Genomic DNA, 15711 nt, shown 5'->3' on the forward strand with positions numbered 1-15711 from the left:
CCCCCGGGTCACCGGCCCGGGGGCGCCGCTGCATGACGGGGCACAGACGCGCTTCAAGGGTGCTCGGGTCGATTCAGGGGCTCACTGGCGCCGCACCTTCCGGCCGGAGGCCAGGGGCGGAACTGCGCAGTCCGAGTGCGGGTGCCACGACAGCACGGGCAAGCCGCGATCTTGTACGGCGGCACACATCCGAATCGCGCAGTTCCCCGCGCCCCTTATGGGCACCCATGACCTTCGGGGGAACGCCCGAGGCCGTTCAGGAGGAGCCGGAGGGCGAGGCCGAAGCCGCGGTCGTCGAGTCCGGGGCCTCGGGCGGCGGAGGCGGTGAGGGCGTCGGCGAGCGCGGGGTGGCGGGGGCGGTAGTCGGCGGCGTCGCGGGTGAAGCCGGCGGTGAACGTCTCCAGGGCCGAGCCGAGGACGAGGTAGTCCAGGGCGGCGGCGGCCTCGGCGGCGTCGGCGGGGTCGAGGCCCGCCCTGGCGAGGGCGGCGAGCAGGGCGTCGTAGGTGCGCAGCTGGCGGTCGGCCTCGACGCGGCGGCGGGCGAGCAGCGCGATGGTGTTGGGGTGGCGCAGGAAGACGGCCCGGTAGCCGTGGGCGTAGCGGGCGAGGCCGCGGCGCCAGTCGGGGTCGTCGAGCGGGGCGAGGTCGATCTCGGCGTTGACCAGTTCGGCGAGGTCGTCGAGGAGGTCGTCCTTGCCGGAGACGTGGTTGTAGAGCGAGGCGGCCTTGACGCCGAGGCGGTCGGCGAGGGCGCGCATGGTGAGGCCGTCGGGGCCGGTGGCGTCGACGACGTCCAGGGCGGCCCGTGCGATGACCGCCCTGCTGAGCAGCGGCCTGGTCGGTCGCCCCACGTGTCCCGTCCTCTGTTCGCGCGTCCCGGTCGAGCGGCCACGTTACAGCCTGGTGTCGGTCCCTTCCGCTACCGGCCGGTCCGGGCTACCGTCCCGAACTAACTAAGTTAGTTTTCGGCTCGGCGACGGCAAGGCGGACCGCATGACGACCACTCCCCCACGACCGCACGGACCTGACGACCCCGGCAGCACGGACGGACCGAACGGCCCCGGCGGCCCCTCGGACGCCGAACGGCTCGAGGCCCTCGGCTACCGGCAGGAGCTGCGGCGCAGCCTCGGGGTCCTCGGCAACATCTCCATGGGCTTCGCCGTCGTCTCCCCCGTCGTCGGCCTGTACGCCGTCGCCCAGGTCGGCATCGGTGTGGCCGGCGGCGCCTGGGTGTGGGCGCTGCCGGTCTGCCTGCTCGGCCAGCTGCTGGTGGTCTGCGTGTACTCCGAGCTCGCCTCGCAGTGGCCGCTGGCGGGCGGCGCCTACCAGTGGAGCCGGCGCCTCGCCGGACCGTCGTTCGCCTGGCTGACCGGCTGGCTCTGGCAGTTCGCGGTGATGTTCGCCAACACCACGGTCGCCTACCTGGCGGCGCCCTGGTTCTTCGCACTGTTCGGCGCGACCCCGACCCCGGCGCAGCTGGTGCTGGCCGCGTTCGGCTTCATGCTGTTCTGCACCCTGGTCAACGCGTACGGGATCACCCTGCTGCGCCGGTTCGTCTCGCTGGGGATCGCGGCGGAGGCAGTCGCCTCGGTGCTGGTGGGCCTGGCCCTGCTGCTGTTCTTCCGCAAGCACGGGCTCGGGCTGCTCACCGACACGCTGGGCGCCCCGGCGGCCACCGGCACGGGCCCGCTGCTCTCCTTCCTGGCGGTGGTCGCCGTCGGCGGCTGGGCGTTCATCGGCTTCGACGCCTGCGTCTCCACCGCGGAGGAGACCAAGGACGCGGCCCGCCAGGTGCCGCGGGCGATGCGCTGGTCGCTGCTCGGCGTCGGCCTGGTGGTGATCCTCAACGCCGTCGCCGTGCCGCTGGCCCACCCGGACCCGGCGGCGGTGGTCGCCGGCACCGACCTCGACCCGGTCACCACCGCGGTCACCGCCGGCTTCGGCGACTGGTCGGCGAAGCCCTTCGTGCTGGTGGTGCTGGTCAGCTTCACCGCCTGCCTGATGGCCTCGCAGGGCGGCGCCGCCCGCGGTCTGTACTCGCTCGCCCGCGACGGGGTGTTCCCGTTCTCCGCGCAGGTGCGGAAGGTCAACCGGCACGGCGCGCCGATCGGCGGCCTGGTCGCCGCCACCCTGGTCAGCAGTGCGGCGCTGCCGCTCGGCCTGGAGTCCACCGCGATCGGCTCGCTGATCGCCTTCGGCACCGCGGCCACCTTCCTCCCCTTCTTCCTGCTCACCGCGGTCGCCCTGGCCGCCCGGCTGCGCGGCGCCTGGCGCCCTGCGGGCGAGGTCTCGTACGGCCGCTGGGGCACACCGCTGAATGTGCTCGCGGTGCTGTGGACGGGCCTGGAGGTGGTCAACATCTGCTGGCCGCGCGCCCTGCTGGCACCGCCCGGAGCCCCCTGGTACCAGGTGTGGGCGGCGCTGCTCGGCACCGGCGCGGTCACCCTGGCCGGGCTCGGCTACCTCCTGGTGCGGCGCCCGCAGCGGCTGATGCGGGCGCCGGGCCAGGACCGGCAGGAGCAGGACGGGCTCGCGAAGGCGGTGGTCTGAGGACGCGGCGGTCCGAGGGCGCGGCGAGCCGACAGCGGGCGCCGCCACGGGGCAGGATGGGCCCGGGCCGGACGGCGGCGAGCGGAAGCGAGGGCACACGTGGCGCAGACGGACGAGTACGACGTGGTGGTGGTCGGCGGGGGCTCGACCGGCGAGAACCTGGCCGACCGGACGGCCGCGGCCGGCCTGCGCACCGTACTGGTGGAGAGCCGACTGGTCGGCGGCGAGTGCTCGTACTGGGCGTGCATGCCCAGCAAGGCGCTGCTGCGCCCGCACTCGGCCGCCGCCCATGCGCGGGCGGTGGCCGGGGTGTCGGTCGGCGAGGGCCTGGACGCGGCCGCGGTGCTGGCCCGCCGGGACGCCTTCGCCGACCACTGGAACGACGACGACCAGGTGGCGTGGCTGGACGGCGTCGGCATCGACCTGGTGCGCGGCCACGGCCGGCTGGTCGGCGAGCGCGCCGTGCAGGTCGACGGCGGGCGCGTCCTGACGGCCCGCCATGCGGTGGCGCTGTGCACCGGCAGCTCGCCCGCCCTGCCCGAGGTGCCGGGGCTCGCCGAGGCCGACCCGTGGACGAGCCGGGAGGCCACCTCCGCGCAGGACGTCCCCCGGCGGCTGGCGGTGGTCGGCGGCGGCGTGGTCGCGGTGGAGATGGCGGCGGCCTGGCGGTCCCTCGGCAGCGAGGTGGTGCTGCTGGCCCGCGGCAGGCTGCTCGGCCGGATGGAGCCCTTCGCCGGCGAGCTGGTCGCGGACGGGCTGGAGGCCGCCGGCGTCCGGGTGCGGCACGCCGAGGTCGTCGCTGTGCGGCGGGACGGCGGGGTGGTGCTCACCCTCGCCGACGGGTCCGAGATCGAGACCGACCAGGTGCTGTACGCCACCGGGCGCCGCCCCAACACCGGCGACCTGGGGCTGGAGAGCATCGGTCTGGAGCCCGGCTCCTGGCCGGCCGTCGACGACAGCTGCACGGTCGCCGGGGTGCCCGGCGACTGGCTGTACGCGGCGGGCGACCTGAACCGGCGGGCGCTGCTGACCCACCAGGGCAAGTACCAGGCGCGGATCGCCGGGGCCGCGATCGCCGCACGGGCCCGCGGCGAGCGGCTCGACACCGCCCGCTGGGGCACGCACAGCGCGACCGCCGACACCGCGGGGGCGCCGCAGGCCGTCTTCACCGAGCCGGAGGCCGCCGCCGTCGGCCTCACACTGGCCGCCGCCGAGCAGGCCGGGCTGCGGGTCCGCGCCGTCGACCACGACCTCGGCGCGGTCGCCGGGGCGAGGCTGTACGCGGACGGGTACCGCGGGCGGGCCCGGCTGGTCGTCGACCTCGACCGGGAGGTGGTGGTCGGGGCGACCTTCGTCGGCCCGGCCGTCGCCGAACTGCTGCACTCGGCGACCGTCGCCGTGGTCGGCGAGGTGCCGGTCTCCCGGCTCTGGCACGCGGTGCCCGCCTACCCGACGGTGAGCGAGGTGTGGCTGCGGCTGCTGGAGGCCTGGCGCGACGGGAAGTGACCGGGAACGCCCCTCCCGTGGATCGCCGCCGCCTGCCGCACTCGCCTCCGGGCCCTCCTGACCCGGCGCCGACACTCTCCCCCGGCCTGACGGCCGGGAGGTGCCCCGTGCTCCGTCGCTGCGCTCCCTCGCTCGCCCTCCTCCCCCGCCGACGGGCAGGAGGGGCCAGCCCTTTCGGCACCGGCGGGCCCTTCGGCCCGAGGTGGGGTCCGCCCGTCCCGGCGACGGCGCGGCCGGCCGCCCGGCGCGGTGACGTGCACCCGCACCGGGCCCGGAGGAGACTGGCGCGGGGGCCGCGACCGTTCACCGGGTGGTGCTGCATGACCGATGTGCTGTTGGCCGTCGGGACTCGGAAGGGCCTGTTCCTGGGCCGGAGTTCCGACCGCGAGAAGTGGGAGTTCACCGGCCCGCACTTCGCGATGAACGCCGTCTACTCGCTGGCGGTCGACCGCCGCGACGGCGCCGTGCGGCTGCTGGCGGGCGCGGACTCCAGCCACTGGGGGCCCTCCGTCTGGTGGTCCGACGACCTCGGTGCGAGCTGGCAGGAGCCGGCCCGGCCCGCGGTGCGGTTCCCCGAGGACACCGGCACCTCGCTGGAGCGGGTCTGGCAGCTGCGGCCGGCCGGCGACGAGGCACCGGGCGTGGTGTACGCCGGGACGCAGCCGGCCGCGCTGTTCCGCTCCACCGACCGGGGCGAGACCTTCGAACTCGTCCGGGCGCTCTGGGACCATCCGCAGCGCACCGAGTGGAACGCCGGCTTCGGCGGCCAGGGCATGCACACCGTGCTCACCGACCCGCGCGACGCCCGGGCCGTGACGGTCGCCGTCTCCACCGGCGGCGTCTACCGCACCAAGGACGGCGGGGAGAGCTGGTCGCCCGCCAACCACGGCATCCGGGCCGAGTTCCTGCCCGACCAGTACCCGGAGTTCGGGCAGTGCGTGCACAAGGTCGCCCGGGACGCCGGCGACCCGGACCGCCTCTACCTGCAGAACCACGGCGGCGTGTACCGCAGCGACGACGGCGGCGCCAACTGGACGGACATCGGCGGCAACCTCCCCGCGGTCTTCGGCTTCGGCCTGGCCACCCACCCCCGCACCGGCGGCACCGCCTACCTCTTCCCGCTCGCCGCGGACTACGCCCGCCTCCCCGTCGACAACCGCTGCCGGATCTTCCGCACCCGTGACGCCGGCGAGACCTGGCAGCCGCTCTCGGACGGCCTGCCGGACGAACCCCACTACGGGGTGGTGCTGCGGGACGCCTTGTGCACCGACGACGCCGACCCGGCCGGGGTGTACTTCGGCAACCGCAACGGCGAGGTCTACGGCAGTGCCGACGAGGGCGACCACTGGTCGCTGATCACCTCTCACCTGCCCGACGTGCTCTGCGTCCGTGCCGCAGCCGTCGGTTGACGTCCCGTTACCCCTCCGAGCAAGGCACCCCCTGCACACAAGGAAGAAGTCCGTGAGTCTCAGCATCCGCAACCGCATCCCGGGCACCGTCGTCGGCGTCACCACCGGCGCGGTGATGGCCACCGTGCGCGTGGCCGTGTCGGAGGGCGTGGAGCTCACCGCCGCCGTCACCACCGAGGCCGTCCGCGACCTCGGCCTGGAGACCGGCAGTGCGGTGCACGCCCTGGTCAAAGCCACCGAGGTCGCCCTGGCCACCGGTCCGATCAGCGGGCTGAGCATCCGCAACCGGCTGCCCGGCACGGTCACCGAGGTCACCGCCGGCCCCGCGATGGCGGGGGTGCGGATCAGCGCCGAGGGCGGGGTGGAGCTGACCGCGGCCATCACCGCGGACGCCGCCGACGAACTGCGCCTGACCGTCGGCACGCCCGTCATCGCCCTGATCAAGGCCACCGAGGTCGCGCTCGACGCCGCCTGATCAGCCGGTCCGGCCGAAAGTCAGTCGCCGGGCCGGTCGCCGCGGCAGCGGAGGCGGCTCGCCACGGTGCCGAGGCTGTCGGCGAGCGAGGTCAGCTGGGCGGGGGTGAGGACGTCGATCAGGGCCTCGCGGACGGCGGCGACGTGACCGGGCGCCGCGGCGCGCAGCGCCTCCCAGCCCTGGTCGGTGATCTCGGCGAAGACGCCGCGCACGTCGCTGGGGCAGGAGCGCCGGGAGACCAGGCCGCTGCGCTCCAGCTGGCCGACCTGGTAGGTGAGGCCGCTCTTGGAGGTGAGCAGCCGGTCGGCCAGGTCGGTCATCCGCAGGGAGCCGTCGGGGGCGGCGGAGAGCTGGACGAGGATCTCGTACTGGGTGTGCGAGAGGCCGGCGTCCTCCTTGAGCTGGCGCTCCAGGTGGCGGGCGACCAGGTTGGTGGCGGCGACGAAGCCGCGCCAGGCGGCCATCTCGTTCTCGTTCAGCCAACGGGGTTCGTCCATGGGTCGATCCTACCGCGGTTGTTCAAATTTGAATGAGGGTGTACCGTCGACACAGATGGTTAAAATTTGAACCACCGGTGAGACTGCCAGGGAGGACGACCACCATGAGCACCGCAGCCCCCGGGCGCATGCCCGCCCTCTACCTCTCGCACGGCGCGCCGCCGCTGGCCGACGACCCGGTCTGGCCCGGCCAGCTCGCCGCCTGGTCCGCCGACCTGCCCCGGCCCACCGCGATCCTCATGGTCTCCGCCCACTGGGAGGAGGCCCCGCTCGCGCTGGGCGCCACCACCACCGTGCCGCTGGTCTACGACTTCTGGGGCTTCCCCGAGCACTACTACCGGGTGCAGTACGCGGCGCCGGGCGCGCCCGCCCTCGCCGACGGCGTCCGCAAGCTGCTGCGCACCGCCGGCATGCCCGTCCAGGACATCCCGGACCGCGGGCTGGACCACGGCGCGTACGTGCCGCTGGTCGAGATGTACCCCGATGCCGACATCCCCGTCCTGCAGGTCTCGCTGCCCACCCTGGACCCGCAGCGGCTGATGGAGATCGGCCGCAGGCTCGCCCCGCTCCGCGACGAGGGCGTGCTGATCGTCGGCAGCGGCTTCTTCACCCACAACCTGCGGGCGCTGAGCACCGACGGCCGGGTGTCCTCGGTGATGGCCGAGTTCGACGACTGGGGCCGCCGCGCCCTGGAGGCGAAGGACGTCGACGCGCTGCTCGACTTCGAGCACAAGGCACCGGCCGGCCGCTTCGCCCACCCCCGCACCGAGCACTTCGCCCCGCTGTTCGTCACCCTCGGCGCCGGCGAGGCCGACCTGGGCGTCCAGCGCAGCGTGATCGACGGCTTCTGGATGGGCCTCGCCAAGCGGTCCGTCCAGCTCGGCTGACCGGAGCCGCACCGCGGGTGCTCAGTGGGCGCAGGTGAAGCGCTCGCCGATGTGCGCGGGCTGCTCGATCTCGTCCACCACGGCCACCGCGAAGTCCGGGATGCTGATGGCGCTGCGGCCCTCGGCGTCGACCAGCAGCCGGTCGGTGTCCGTCCGGTAGCTGCCGGTGCGCTCGCCGGGGACGAGGTCCGCGGCGGGGCTGAGCACCGTCCAGTGCAGATCGGCGACGGTGCGCAGGTAGGCGAGCGCCTCGCCGTGCGCGTGCATCATCTGCTGCACGTCGGCGGGCAGGCCAGGGGTGTCCCAGACGCAGACGCCGGGCGCGGTCTCCAGGCTGCCCGCGCCGCCGACGACGATCAGCCGCGGGGCGGCCGAGCCCAGCGCCCGCAGGCCGGCGACCAGGGCCCGGGCGGCCGGTTCGATCAGCCGGCGGGCGCCCGGGCCGTCCCCGCCGCCGACCGCGCTCACCAGCACGTCCTGCCCCTCGGCGATCCGGGCGACGTCCTCGGCGTGCAGCACGTCGCCGCGGGCCACCTCCGGGCTGAGCCCCTGGTAGCGGGCGGGATCGCGGACCGCCGCGGTCACCCGGTGGCCGCGTGACAGTGCCTCGGTGGCGATGCACCGGCCGATCGACCCGTTGGCACCAAAGACCGCGATCCTCGCCATGGTGTGCCCGCCTCTCCGTACGCCACCGCTCCCACCCCCCAGCATCGGTCCACGGCCGCCGCCGGGGCACGCGACGCGCGGCGCGGCAGCGGCTCCTGGAGATCGCTTTCCAGAGGCACTCGGGTGGTCGCCCCTGGTGGGGACCCACGGCCGGGGTACTCCGTTCCGGTCAACACCCCCGATCGGGGGTGTCCGGGCGGCGGCGGGGGCGGGCACAGTGGCCCCATGCAGACACCACTCTCCGTCATGGACTTCCTCGACCGCGCCGAGCTGGTCTACGGCGACCGGGTCGGGATCGTCGACGAGCCGTCCCAGCCGGCCGCCTCCTGGGGCGAGGTGAGCTACCGCAGGATGGCCGAACTGGCCCGTGCCCAGGCGGCCGGCCTCGACCGGCTGGGCGTCGGCCCCGGCGAGCGGGTGGCCGTCGTCTCGCAGAACTCGGCCCGCCTGCTGACCTCCTTCTACGGGGTGAGCGGCTTCGGCCGGGTGCTGGTCCCGGTCAACTTCCGGCTGAAGGCCGAGGAGGTCGCGTACATCGTCGAGCAGAGCGGCGCCTCGGTGCTGCTGACCGACCCCGAGGTGGCGGACGCGCTGGCCGGGGTGCCCGCCCGGCACAGGTTCGTGCTCGGCGAGGAGAGCGACCGCGAGCTGTACGCCTTCGACCGCGAGCCGGTGCGGCACCCGGTCGCCGAGTCGGACACCGCCACCGTCAACTACACCAGCGGAACGACCGCCCGCCCCAAGGGAGTCCGGCTCACCCACCGCAACCTGTGGCTGAACGCCGCGCTGATGGGCCTGCACTTCGGCGTCTCCGACCGGGACGTCTACCTGCACACGCTGCCGATGTTCCACGCCAACGGCTGGGGCATGCCGTACGTGCTCACCGGGCTCGGCGGGCAGCACATCGTGCTGCGCAAGGTGGACGGCGCCGAGATCCTGCGCCGGGTCGAGCAGCACGGGGTGACCCTGCTGTGCGGCGCACCGGCCGTGGTCGCCGCCGTGCTCTCCGCCGCGGAGACCTGGGACGGGCCCGTCCCCGGCCGGGACCGGGTGCGGATGGTGGTGGCCGGCGCACCGCCGCCCACCTCCGTGGTGCAGCGCGTCGAGGCCGAGCTCGGCTGGGAGTTCATGCAGCTCTACGGGCTGACCGAGACCTCCCCGGTGCTCACCGTCAACCGCACCCGCGCCGAGTGGGACGTCCTGTCGCCCGCCGAGCGGGCGGAGAAGCTGGTGCAGGCCGGGGCGCCCGCGCTCGGCTCCACCGTGCGGGTGGACGAGGAGGGCGAGGTGCTGGTGCGGTCCAACACCGTGCTGGACAGCTACTGGGAGCGCCCGGACGAGACCGCGGCCGCCCTGCAGGACGGCTGGTTCCACACCGGTGACGGCGGCGCCCTCACCGACGGCTACCTCACCGTCTCCGACCGCAAGAAGGACGTCATCATCACCGGCGGCGAGAACGTCTCCTCCATCGAGGTCGAGGACTGCCTGTACGGCCATCCCGCGGTCGCCGAGGTCGCGGTGATCGGCGTCCCCGACGAGAAGTGGGGCGAGACGATCAAGGCGCTGGTGGTGCTCCGGGACGGCTCGAAGGCCGAGGAGGCCGAGCTGATCGCGCACTGCAAGCAGCGGCTGGCCGGCTACAAGGCGCCGACCTCGGTGGAGTTCCGCACCGAGCTCACCCGGACGGCCACCGGCAAGCTGCAGAAGTTCCGGCTGCGCGAGCCGTACTGGGCGGGGCGGGAGCGCAAGGTCAACTGACCGCCGGGGCTCACCGGACGATGCCGGACTCGCGGGCGGCGATGGCCAGTTCGGTCCGGTTGCGGGCGCCGAGCTTGTGCATCGCGCTCTTCAGGTAGCCGGTCACGGTGTGGCAGCTGAGGCCGAGACGGTCGGCGATCTCCGGATTCGTCCGGCCGGTCGCCGCCCAGCGCAGCACCTCGTGCTCGCGCGGGGTCAGCCCCGCCCCGGCCGCCCGGTCCGCGGCCGCCTTGGCCGCCCGGGCGGCGGCCCCGGCCGGTGCCCAGGCGGCCGCCCCCGCCAGCGCCCGGGTGGCGGTGCCGGCCAGGTCGGCCACCGAGCCGATCCGGACGTCGCCGAAGGGCACCACCGTGCGCAGCGCGGCGTACACCACGCCGTGCACCGCGCCGCCGTGGACGAGCGGCACGCCGAGCATCGCGTACAGGTCGTCGGCGCCGACCGCGGCGTCGTAGTGGTGCGAGATGGTGGTGGCGGCCCGGTAGTCCGGGACCCAGGCGGGCATCCGCTCGGCGAGGGCCCGGCCGCCGAGGCCGGTGCCGGCCGGCACCCGGAGGTTGTGCAGCAGGTCGGCGCGGGTGCCGGCCCAGTGCTGCAGCACCATGGCGTCCGGGCCGTCGGGCACGCCGACCAGGCCGACGTCCGCGCCGCAGTCGGCGACCACCCGCCGGGCCAGGTCGGCCAGTACCGCGGACCTGACCAGCTCGGCGGCGCGCGTGTCCGGGGGCTCGGGGGCTGCGCTCCTCACCGGGCGATTCTCACACGCACCCCCTGGCTTGGGGAGGAGTCCGGCAGCAGGATGGGCTTCCGGATCGGAGAAGGACCGGGAAAGACCGGAGAAGAGGGGGAACGGGATGGCCGACATCACCGCACTGCTCGCGGACCTGGACGCCGAGAGCGCCGAACTGGACGACCTGGTGGCCGGGTTGGACGCCGACGGGCTGGCCGCGGCCACGCCCGCCGAGGGGTGGACCGTCGCCCACCAGCTGGCCCACCTCGCCTGGACCGACCGCTGGTCGCTGCTGGCGGCCGGCGACCCGGAGCGGTTCGCGGCGGAGGCACAGCGCCTGTTCGCGGAGGACGGCCTCGACGCCGTGGACCGGGGTGCCGCGGAAGGGGTCGGCGAGGCGCCGGAGGCGCTGCTCGGCCGCTGGCGGGAGGGGCGGGCACGGCTCGCGGCGGCGCTCGCCGCGGTGCCGCAGGACACCCGGCTGCCCTGGTTCGGCCCGCCGATGAAGGCGCCCTCGATGGCGACCGCCCGGCTGATGGAGACCTGGGCGCACGGCCAGGACGTCGCCGACGCCCTCGGGGCCGTGCGCGTTCCGACCGCCCGGCTGCGGCACATCGCCCACCTCGGCGTGCGCACCATGGGGTTCGCCTTCTCGGCGCACGGCCTGCCCGCCCCCGGTGCGCCGGTACGGGTCGAACTCACCGGCCCGGCGGGCGAGTCGTGGGCGTGGGGGCCGGAGGACGCGGCCGACCGGGTCACCGGCCCGGCCCTGGACTTCTGCCTGCTCGCCACCCGGCGGCGGCACCCCGACGACCTCGCCCTCACCGCGGTCGGTGACACCGCGGCCGCCTGGCTGCCGATCGTCCAGGCCTTCGCCGGGCCGCCCGGGAAGGGCCGCGACCCGCAGGGCTGAGTGCCGTGGCGGGCCCGTCGGCGGGTCGGGACCTGCCGACCGGGCCCGTCGGCGCGTCCGGTTGACGGTGCGTCACCGATCGGATGCAGTTACGGCGGTGAAACCGTGGCGAGCCGATGCGCTTAACTCCCCGCCCCTACCCTCGCCGCACAACCCGAGGACAGACGGGAGCGGTGACATGACCGACACGACCAGCCCGCACGCCCCGACCCGGCCCGACGACGGCGGACGGCGAAGCACCGGGCCGCGCCGCTCGTACCGGGGCACCGCCGCGGACGAGTCCCTGGAGGACTACTCGCTGCGGTACGCGCCGCACTCCTTCCGCCGCTGGTCACCGACGGCGGTGGCGTCGACCGCGCTCGGCGGCATCGCCTACCTCGCGGACTACGCGATCGGCGCGGGCATCGTGATGTCGTACGGCTTCACCAACGCGCTGGCGGCGATCCTGACGGCCGCCGCGGTGATCTTCCTGACCGGCATCCCGATCGCCCGGGCGTGCGCGGCCAACGGCGTCGACATGGATCTGCTGACCCGCGGTTCGGGCTTCGGCTACCTCGGCTCGACGCTGACCTCGCTGGTGTACGCGAGCTTCACGTTCATCTTCTTCGCCCTCGAGGGCTCGATCATGGCGCAGGCCTTCCACGAGGTGCTGCACATCCCGCTGCCGGTCGGCTACCTGCTGACCACGCTGATCGTGATCCCGATCGTGTTCAAGGGGATGAGCTGGATCGCCCGGATGCAGGCGTGGACGCAACCGGTGTGGATCGCCGGGCTGATTGCGCCGTTCGTCGTGCTGGCGTTCCACTCCCCCGGCGTCTTCGGCGGGTTCACGCACTTCGGCGGCACCGACGGGGTCGGCTCCGGGTTCACCCTGCTCGGCTTCGGGCTGGGCACGGGCGTGGCGCTGTCGCTGATCGCACAGATCGGCGAGCAGGCGGACTACCTGCGGTTCATGCCGAAGCGGACGCCGGAGAACGCGCGCCGCTGGGACCTCGCGGTGCTGGCCGCGGGTCCCGGCTGGGTGGTGATCGGCGCGCTGAAGCAACTCGGCGGCGCACTGCTCGCGTTCGCCGCGCTGGACGCGGTCGGCGAGACCAGGGCGTTGGAGCCGATCGCACCGTACGTGGAGTCGCTGCGGCCCTGGCTGGGCGCGGCGGCGCTGCCGCTGGCCGGTGTGTTCGTGATCGTCTCCCAGATCAAGATCAACTCGACCAACGCCTACTCCGGCTCGCTGTCCTGGTCGAACTTCTTCTCCCGGCTGACGCACCGCCACCCCGGCCGGGTCTGGTACATCTTCCTCAACTGCGGCATCGCGCTGCTGCTGATGGAGATGAACATGTTCAGCGCGCTGGGCAGCCTGCTCGGCTTCTACTCCAACGTCGCGATCGCCTGGATCGGCGCCGTCACCGCCGACCTGGTGATCAACAAACCGCTGGGACTGAGCCCGAAGCACATCGAGTTCAAGCGGGCCCACCTGTACGCCGTCAACCCGTCGGGGTTCGGGGCGATGTGCGTGGCCGCCGCGGTCTCCATCGCCGCCTTCTTCGGCTGGTTCGGCACGTATGCACAGGCGTTCAGCCCGTTCATCGCGCTGGTGCTGGCCATGGTGCTGAGCCCGCTGATCGCCCGGGCCACCAAGGGGCGCTACTACCTGGCCCGGCCCAACCCGGACGCCGGCAACGCCGATGCCACCGACACCCGGGTGTGCACGGTCTGCGAGACCGCCTACGAAGTGCCGGACACCGCGCACTGCCCGTTCCACGAGGGCACCGTCTGCTCGCTCTGCTGCAGCCTGGACGCCGACTGCCACGACGCCTGCACCCGCGCCCCGGACGGCGGGCCCGTCCTGATCGGCATGCCGACGGCCCGGGAGTGAACCCTCATCGGGCGGCGCCGAACGGCGGCGGCTCCGGGTCGCCCGCCAGGCGGGCGTGCAGGTGTTCGTCGTGGTGGCGGCCGTCGCCGTAGCGGTGCGAGGCGCGCAGGGTGCCCTCCAGGGGGAAGCCGCAGCGTTCGGCGACCCGGCAGGAGGCGGTGTTGCCGACCGCGTGGCAGAGCTCGATCCGGCGGGCGCCCGCGGTGGTGAACGCCCAGCGGGTGGCGGCCGCGGTGGCCAGGGTGGCCGCGCCCCGGCCGCGGGCCTCCGGCAGCAGCCGGTAGCCGATGGCGGCCTGGCCGTCGGCGCGGTTCGGCCAGTACAGGCCGACGGTGCCGAGCAGGGCCTCGGTGGCCGTGTCCAGCACGGCGAAGCCCGCCACGTCCCCGGTGCCGCCGTCGGCGTGGCCGAGGATCCAAGCCTCGGGGTCGGTCTCGCGGATCGGGTTCCACCGGGCGACCTCCTCGTCCGCGGTGATCCGGGCGACACCCGGGGCGTACCGCAGCAACCCGGCGCCCCACGGGACGAGGCGGACCTGCCCGAGGTCGAGCGGGACGGGGGCGAATCCGGGTTCGGTGAGGGTCATGGCCACCAGTCGTACCCGCCGCGGCGGCCCGGTGCCAACCGGTTTCCCGGGCGCTGGAATGATCACCGGCATGGAGTTCGACGACGACGCCGCCCTGCACCGGATCTGCGCCGAACGGCTCGGCGAGGAGGCCGGCGGGCAGTTCGCCGCGATGGCCCGACGGGGATTCCGGCTGGACCGCGCGGCGGACGGCACCCCGGCCACCGGCCACTGCCGGCTCGGCGGCCCCGCCCTGCTGGAGCCCGGCACCCCCTGGCCCGTCCACGACGGCATGCCGCTCTCCCTGCTCGCCGTCCTCGACACCGACGTGCTCGCCCCCTGGCTGGGCGACCGACTGCCGGTCCGGCCGGGCCCGCTGAACTTCTTCCGGCTCGACCCGGACATCCCGTACGAGGAGTACGCGAAGCTGGACACCTCCTCCCCCGCGATGTACCGGGTGCTCCCCGCCGACCCGGCGCGGGCGGTGGAGACGGACGCGCCCGCACCGGCGACGCGGTGGCCGGCCGTCCCGCTGCACGCCACCGGGGTGGTGATGCTCCCGGACTGCTGGGACCTCGAGGACGAGGACGTCACCTTCGACCGGGACGCGCACTGGGGCGCCCCCTCGCTGATCCTCGACGCGATGGACGGCCTGGACGGGAACACCGCCGACCGCCACCGCGCCTTCGGCTGGCCGGACACCTCCTACGGCTCCGCGGTGACCGCCCGCGACGCCGACGGGCCCGCCGTCCACCTGCTCCAGCTCGCCGGCGACGCCGAACTCGACTGGGGCTGGGGCGACGCCGGGTCGCTCTACTTCACCATCCCCGCCGGGGCCTTCGCGGCGGGCGACTTCACCCGGGCCGGCGCCGAGGGGCGCTGCTGCTAGGGAAACCCCGCGGGGCTCGGCCGGGCGGTGTGCGAGAGTGGCGCGATGAGGACGATCGGACTGATCGGCGGGATGAGCTGGGAATCGTCCGCCGAGTACTACCGGCTGCTGAACGAGCTCACCAAGGAGCGGCTCGGCGGGCTGCACTCGGCGAAGTGCGTGCTGTACTCGGTGGACTTCGCCGAGATCGAGCGGCTGCAGACCGCCGGCCGCTGGGACGAGGCGGGCGAGGTGCTGGCGGGTGCCGCGCAGGCGCTCGCCGCGGCCGGCGCCGACCTGCTGCTGATCTGCACCAACACCATGCACAAGGTGGCCGACCGGGTCGCGGCGGTGGTGGACGTGCCGCTGCTGCACCTCGCCGACACCACGGCCGGGGCCGTCCGGGCCGCCGGGCTGCGCCGGATCGGCCTGCTGGGCACCGCGTTCACCATGGAGCAGGACTTCTACCGCGGCCGCCTCGCCGGGCACGGGCTGGAGGTGCTGGTGCCGGACGGGCCCGGACGGGCCGAGGTGCACCGGGTGATCTACGAGGAGCTGTGCCTGGGCGTGGTCCGCGAGGAGTCCCGGACGGCGTACCGGGAGGTGATCGCCGGCCTGGTGGCCCGCGGCGCCGAGGGCGTGGTGCTGGGCTGCACCGAGATCGAGCTGCTGGTCGGGGCGGAGGACAGCCCGGTGCCGGTCTTCCCGACGGCCAGGCTGCACGCCGAGGCGGCGGTGGCGGCGGCCCTGGCCTGACACCCCCCGGAGGCGGTTCACGGGCCGATCCGCAGCGGGTAGAGGCGGGCGGCGCCGCCGCCGACCGTGCGAACGCATTCCGGCGGTGGACGCATCCTCGGGATCGAAACATGCACTCGACACTCTTCGAGCCCGAATCGCCTGACTGAGCTGCAGGAACACACGGCCGGCCACCCTGCGTGTCGGCCGGGACGGCGGGTGGCCCGTCGAGCACAGTGGGTGGGGCACGTATCCAGGCGGAACGGGCCCGGGGAACGG

General features: G+C 74.5%; 15 protein-coding genes. 10 read left to right on the forward strand and 5 right to left on the reverse strand.

Translation table 11 applies throughout. The annotated features are described in order from the left end of the window. Positions 1-215: 215 nt before the first annotated feature. The gene (locus ACQ614_RS08405) at positions 216-851 is read right to left on the reverse strand and encodes a TetR/AcrR family transcriptional regulator (RefSeq protein WP_431677758.1); all 636 of its coding nucleotides are present in this window, start codon (positions 849-851) and stop codon (positions 216-218) included. Positions 852-993: 142 nt separating this feature from the next. On the opposite strand from ACQ614_RS08405, the gene ACQ614_RS08410 reads away from it, so the two are divergent. The 4 genes from ACQ614_RS08410 (at position 994) to ACQ614_RS08425 (ending at position 5940) form a co-directional block, all read left to right on the forward strand. Then, positions 994-2550 carry an APC family permease gene (locus tag ACQ614_RS08410; RefSeq protein ID WP_431677759.1) on the forward strand — a complete coding sequence of 519 codons (1557 nt, stop codon included), beginning with the start codon at positions 994-996 and terminating at the stop codon, positions 2548-2550. Positions 2551-2649: 99 nt separating this feature from the next. Then, positions 2650-4056, forward strand: a complete 1407-nt coding sequence (locus ACQ614_RS08415; RefSeq protein WP_431677760.1) for a dihydrolipoyl dehydrogenase family protein — start codon at positions 2650-2652, stop codon at positions 4054-4056. Between the two features lie 320 nt (positions 4057-4376). Next, positions 4377-5465, forward strand: coding sequence for a WD40/YVTN/BNR-like repeat-containing protein (locus tag ACQ614_RS08420; protein WP_431677761.1), 1089 nt, complete (start codon positions 4377-4379; stop codon positions 5463-5465). Between the two features lie 52 nt (positions 5466-5517). After that, entirely contained in the window at positions 5518-5940 is a 423-nt protein-coding gene (locus tag ACQ614_RS08425) for a TOBE domain-containing protein (RefSeq protein WP_431677762.1), read from the forward strand. A 20-nt stretch (positions 5941-5960) separates the two neighbouring features. Here the strand turns inward: ACQ614_RS08425 and ACQ614_RS08430 are convergent, their stop codons facing one another. Beyond that, the gene (locus tag ACQ614_RS08430) at positions 5961-6437 is read right to left on the reverse strand and encodes a MarR family winged helix-turn-helix transcriptional regulator (protein ID WP_431677763.1); all 477 of its coding nucleotides are present in this window, start codon (positions 6435-6437) and stop codon (positions 5961-5963) included. Between the two features lie 104 nt (positions 6438-6541). Here ACQ614_RS08430 and ACQ614_RS08435 point away from each other — a divergent pair, with 104 nt between their 5' ends. Further along, complete coding sequence (locus ACQ614_RS08435; protein ID WP_431677764.1) at positions 6542-7324, forward strand: dioxygenase family protein; 783 nt, start codon at positions 6542-6544, stop codon at positions 7322-7324. Positions 7325-7345: 21 nt separating this feature from the next. Here ACQ614_RS08435 and ACQ614_RS08440 read toward each other — a convergent pair whose 3' ends face one another. Next, positions 7346-7990 carry an NAD(P)-dependent oxidoreductase gene (locus ACQ614_RS08440; RefSeq protein WP_431677766.1) on the reverse strand — a complete coding sequence of 215 codons (645 nt, stop codon included), beginning with the start codon at positions 7988-7990 and terminating at the stop codon, positions 7346-7348. A gap of 225 nt (positions 7991-8215) precedes the next feature. On the opposite strand from ACQ614_RS08440, the gene ACQ614_RS08445 reads away from it, so the two are divergent. Then, positions 8216-9748, forward strand: a complete 1533-nt coding sequence (locus ACQ614_RS08445; protein ID WP_431677767.1) for an AMP-binding protein — start codon at positions 8216-8218, stop codon at positions 9746-9748. Positions 9749-9758: 10 nt separating this feature from the next. Here the strand turns inward: ACQ614_RS08445 and ACQ614_RS08450 are convergent, their stop codons facing one another. Beyond that, complete coding sequence (locus tag ACQ614_RS08450; protein ID WP_431677769.1) at positions 9759-10493, reverse strand: LuxR C-terminal-related transcriptional regulator; 735 nt, start codon at positions 10491-10493, stop codon at positions 9759-9761. A 106-nt stretch (positions 10494-10599) separates the two neighbouring features. Between ACQ614_RS08450 and ACQ614_RS08455 the strand changes: the two genes are divergently transcribed. Both ACQ614_RS08455 and ACQ614_RS08460 read left to right on the forward strand, forming a co-directional pair. Further along, on the forward strand, positions 10600-11388 hold the full coding sequence (locus ACQ614_RS08455) for a TIGR03084 family metal-binding protein (protein WP_431677770.1): 789 nt from the start codon (positions 10600-10602) through the stop codon (positions 11386-11388). A gap of 178 nt (positions 11389-11566) precedes the next feature. Beyond that, on the forward strand, positions 11567-13264 hold the full coding sequence (locus tag ACQ614_RS08460) for a purine-cytosine permease family protein (RefSeq protein WP_431677771.1): 1698 nt from the start codon (positions 11567-11569) through the stop codon (positions 13262-13264). A gap of 4 nt (positions 13265-13268) precedes the next feature. On the opposite strand, the gene ACQ614_RS08465 is transcribed toward ACQ614_RS08460, so the two are convergent. After that, positions 13269-13850: a GNAT family N-acetyltransferase gene (locus ACQ614_RS08465; protein WP_431677772.1), complete on the reverse strand. Its 582-nt coding sequence runs from the start codon at positions 13848-13850 to the stop codon at positions 13269-13271. A 70-nt stretch (positions 13851-13920) separates the two neighbouring features. Here ACQ614_RS08465 and ACQ614_RS08470 point away from each other — a divergent pair, with 70 nt between their 5' ends. Both ACQ614_RS08470 and ACQ614_RS08475 read left to right on the forward strand, forming a co-directional pair. Further along, positions 13921-14718, forward strand: coding sequence for a DUF1963 domain-containing protein (locus tag ACQ614_RS08470; protein WP_431677773.1), 798 nt, complete (start codon positions 13921-13923; stop codon positions 14716-14718). Between the two features lie 45 nt (positions 14719-14763). Continuing rightward, a complete protein-coding gene (locus ACQ614_RS08475) occupies positions 14764-15453 on the forward strand; it encodes an aspartate/glutamate racemase family protein (RefSeq protein WP_431677774.1) in 690 nt (229 codons plus the stop codon). The last annotated feature ends 258 nt before the right edge of the window (positions 15454-15711 follow it).

This window comes from Kitasatospora dryopteridis, assembly GCF_050749075.1.
GTDB lineage: Bacteria > Actinomycetota > Actinomycetes > Streptomycetales > Streptomycetaceae > Kitasatospora.

Bases quoted from the DNA above. Each gene is read 5' to 3' on its own strand.
- ACQ614_RS08430 (WP_431677763.1), bottom strand. From the start codon at position 6,437: ATGGACGAACCCCGTTGGCTGAACGAGAACGAGATGGCCGCCTGGCGC.
- ACQ614_RS08465 (WP_431677772.1), bottom strand. From the start codon at position 13,850: ATGACCCTCACCGAACCCGGATTCGCCCCCGTCCCGCTCGACCTCGGG.
- ACQ614_RS08470 (WP_431677773.1), top strand. From the start codon at position 13,921: ATGGAGTTCGACGACGACGCCGCCCTGCACCGGATCTGCGCCGAACGG.
- ACQ614_RS08445 (WP_431677767.1), top strand. From the start codon at position 8,216: ATGCAGACACCACTCTCCGTCATGGACTTCCTCGACCGCGCCGAGCTG.
- ACQ614_RS08440 (WP_431677766.1), bottom strand. From the start codon at position 7,990: ATGGCGAGGATCGCGGTCTTTGGTGCCAACGGGTCGATCGGCCGGTGC.
- ACQ614_RS08410 (WP_431677759.1), top strand. From the start codon at position 994: ATGACGACCACTCCCCCACGACCGCACGGACCTGACGACCCCGGCAGC.
- ACQ614_RS08435 (WP_431677764.1), top strand. From the start codon at position 6,542: ATGAGCACCGCAGCCCCCGGGCGCATGCCCGCCCTCTACCTCTCGCAC.
- ACQ614_RS08420 (WP_431677761.1), top strand. From the start codon at position 4,377: ATGACCGATGTGCTGTTGGCCGTCGGGACTCGGAAGGGCCTGTTCCTG.
- ACQ614_RS08455 (WP_431677770.1), top strand. From the start codon at position 10,600: ATGGCCGACATCACCGCACTGCTCGCGGACCTGGACGCCGAGAGCGCC.
- ACQ614_RS08475 (WP_431677774.1), top strand. From the start codon at position 14,764: ATGAGGACGATCGGACTGATCGGCGGGATGAGCTGGGAATCGTCCGCC.
- ACQ614_RS08460 (WP_431677771.1), top strand. From the start codon at position 11,567: ATGACCGACACGACCAGCCCGCACGCCCCGACCCGGCCCGACGACGGC.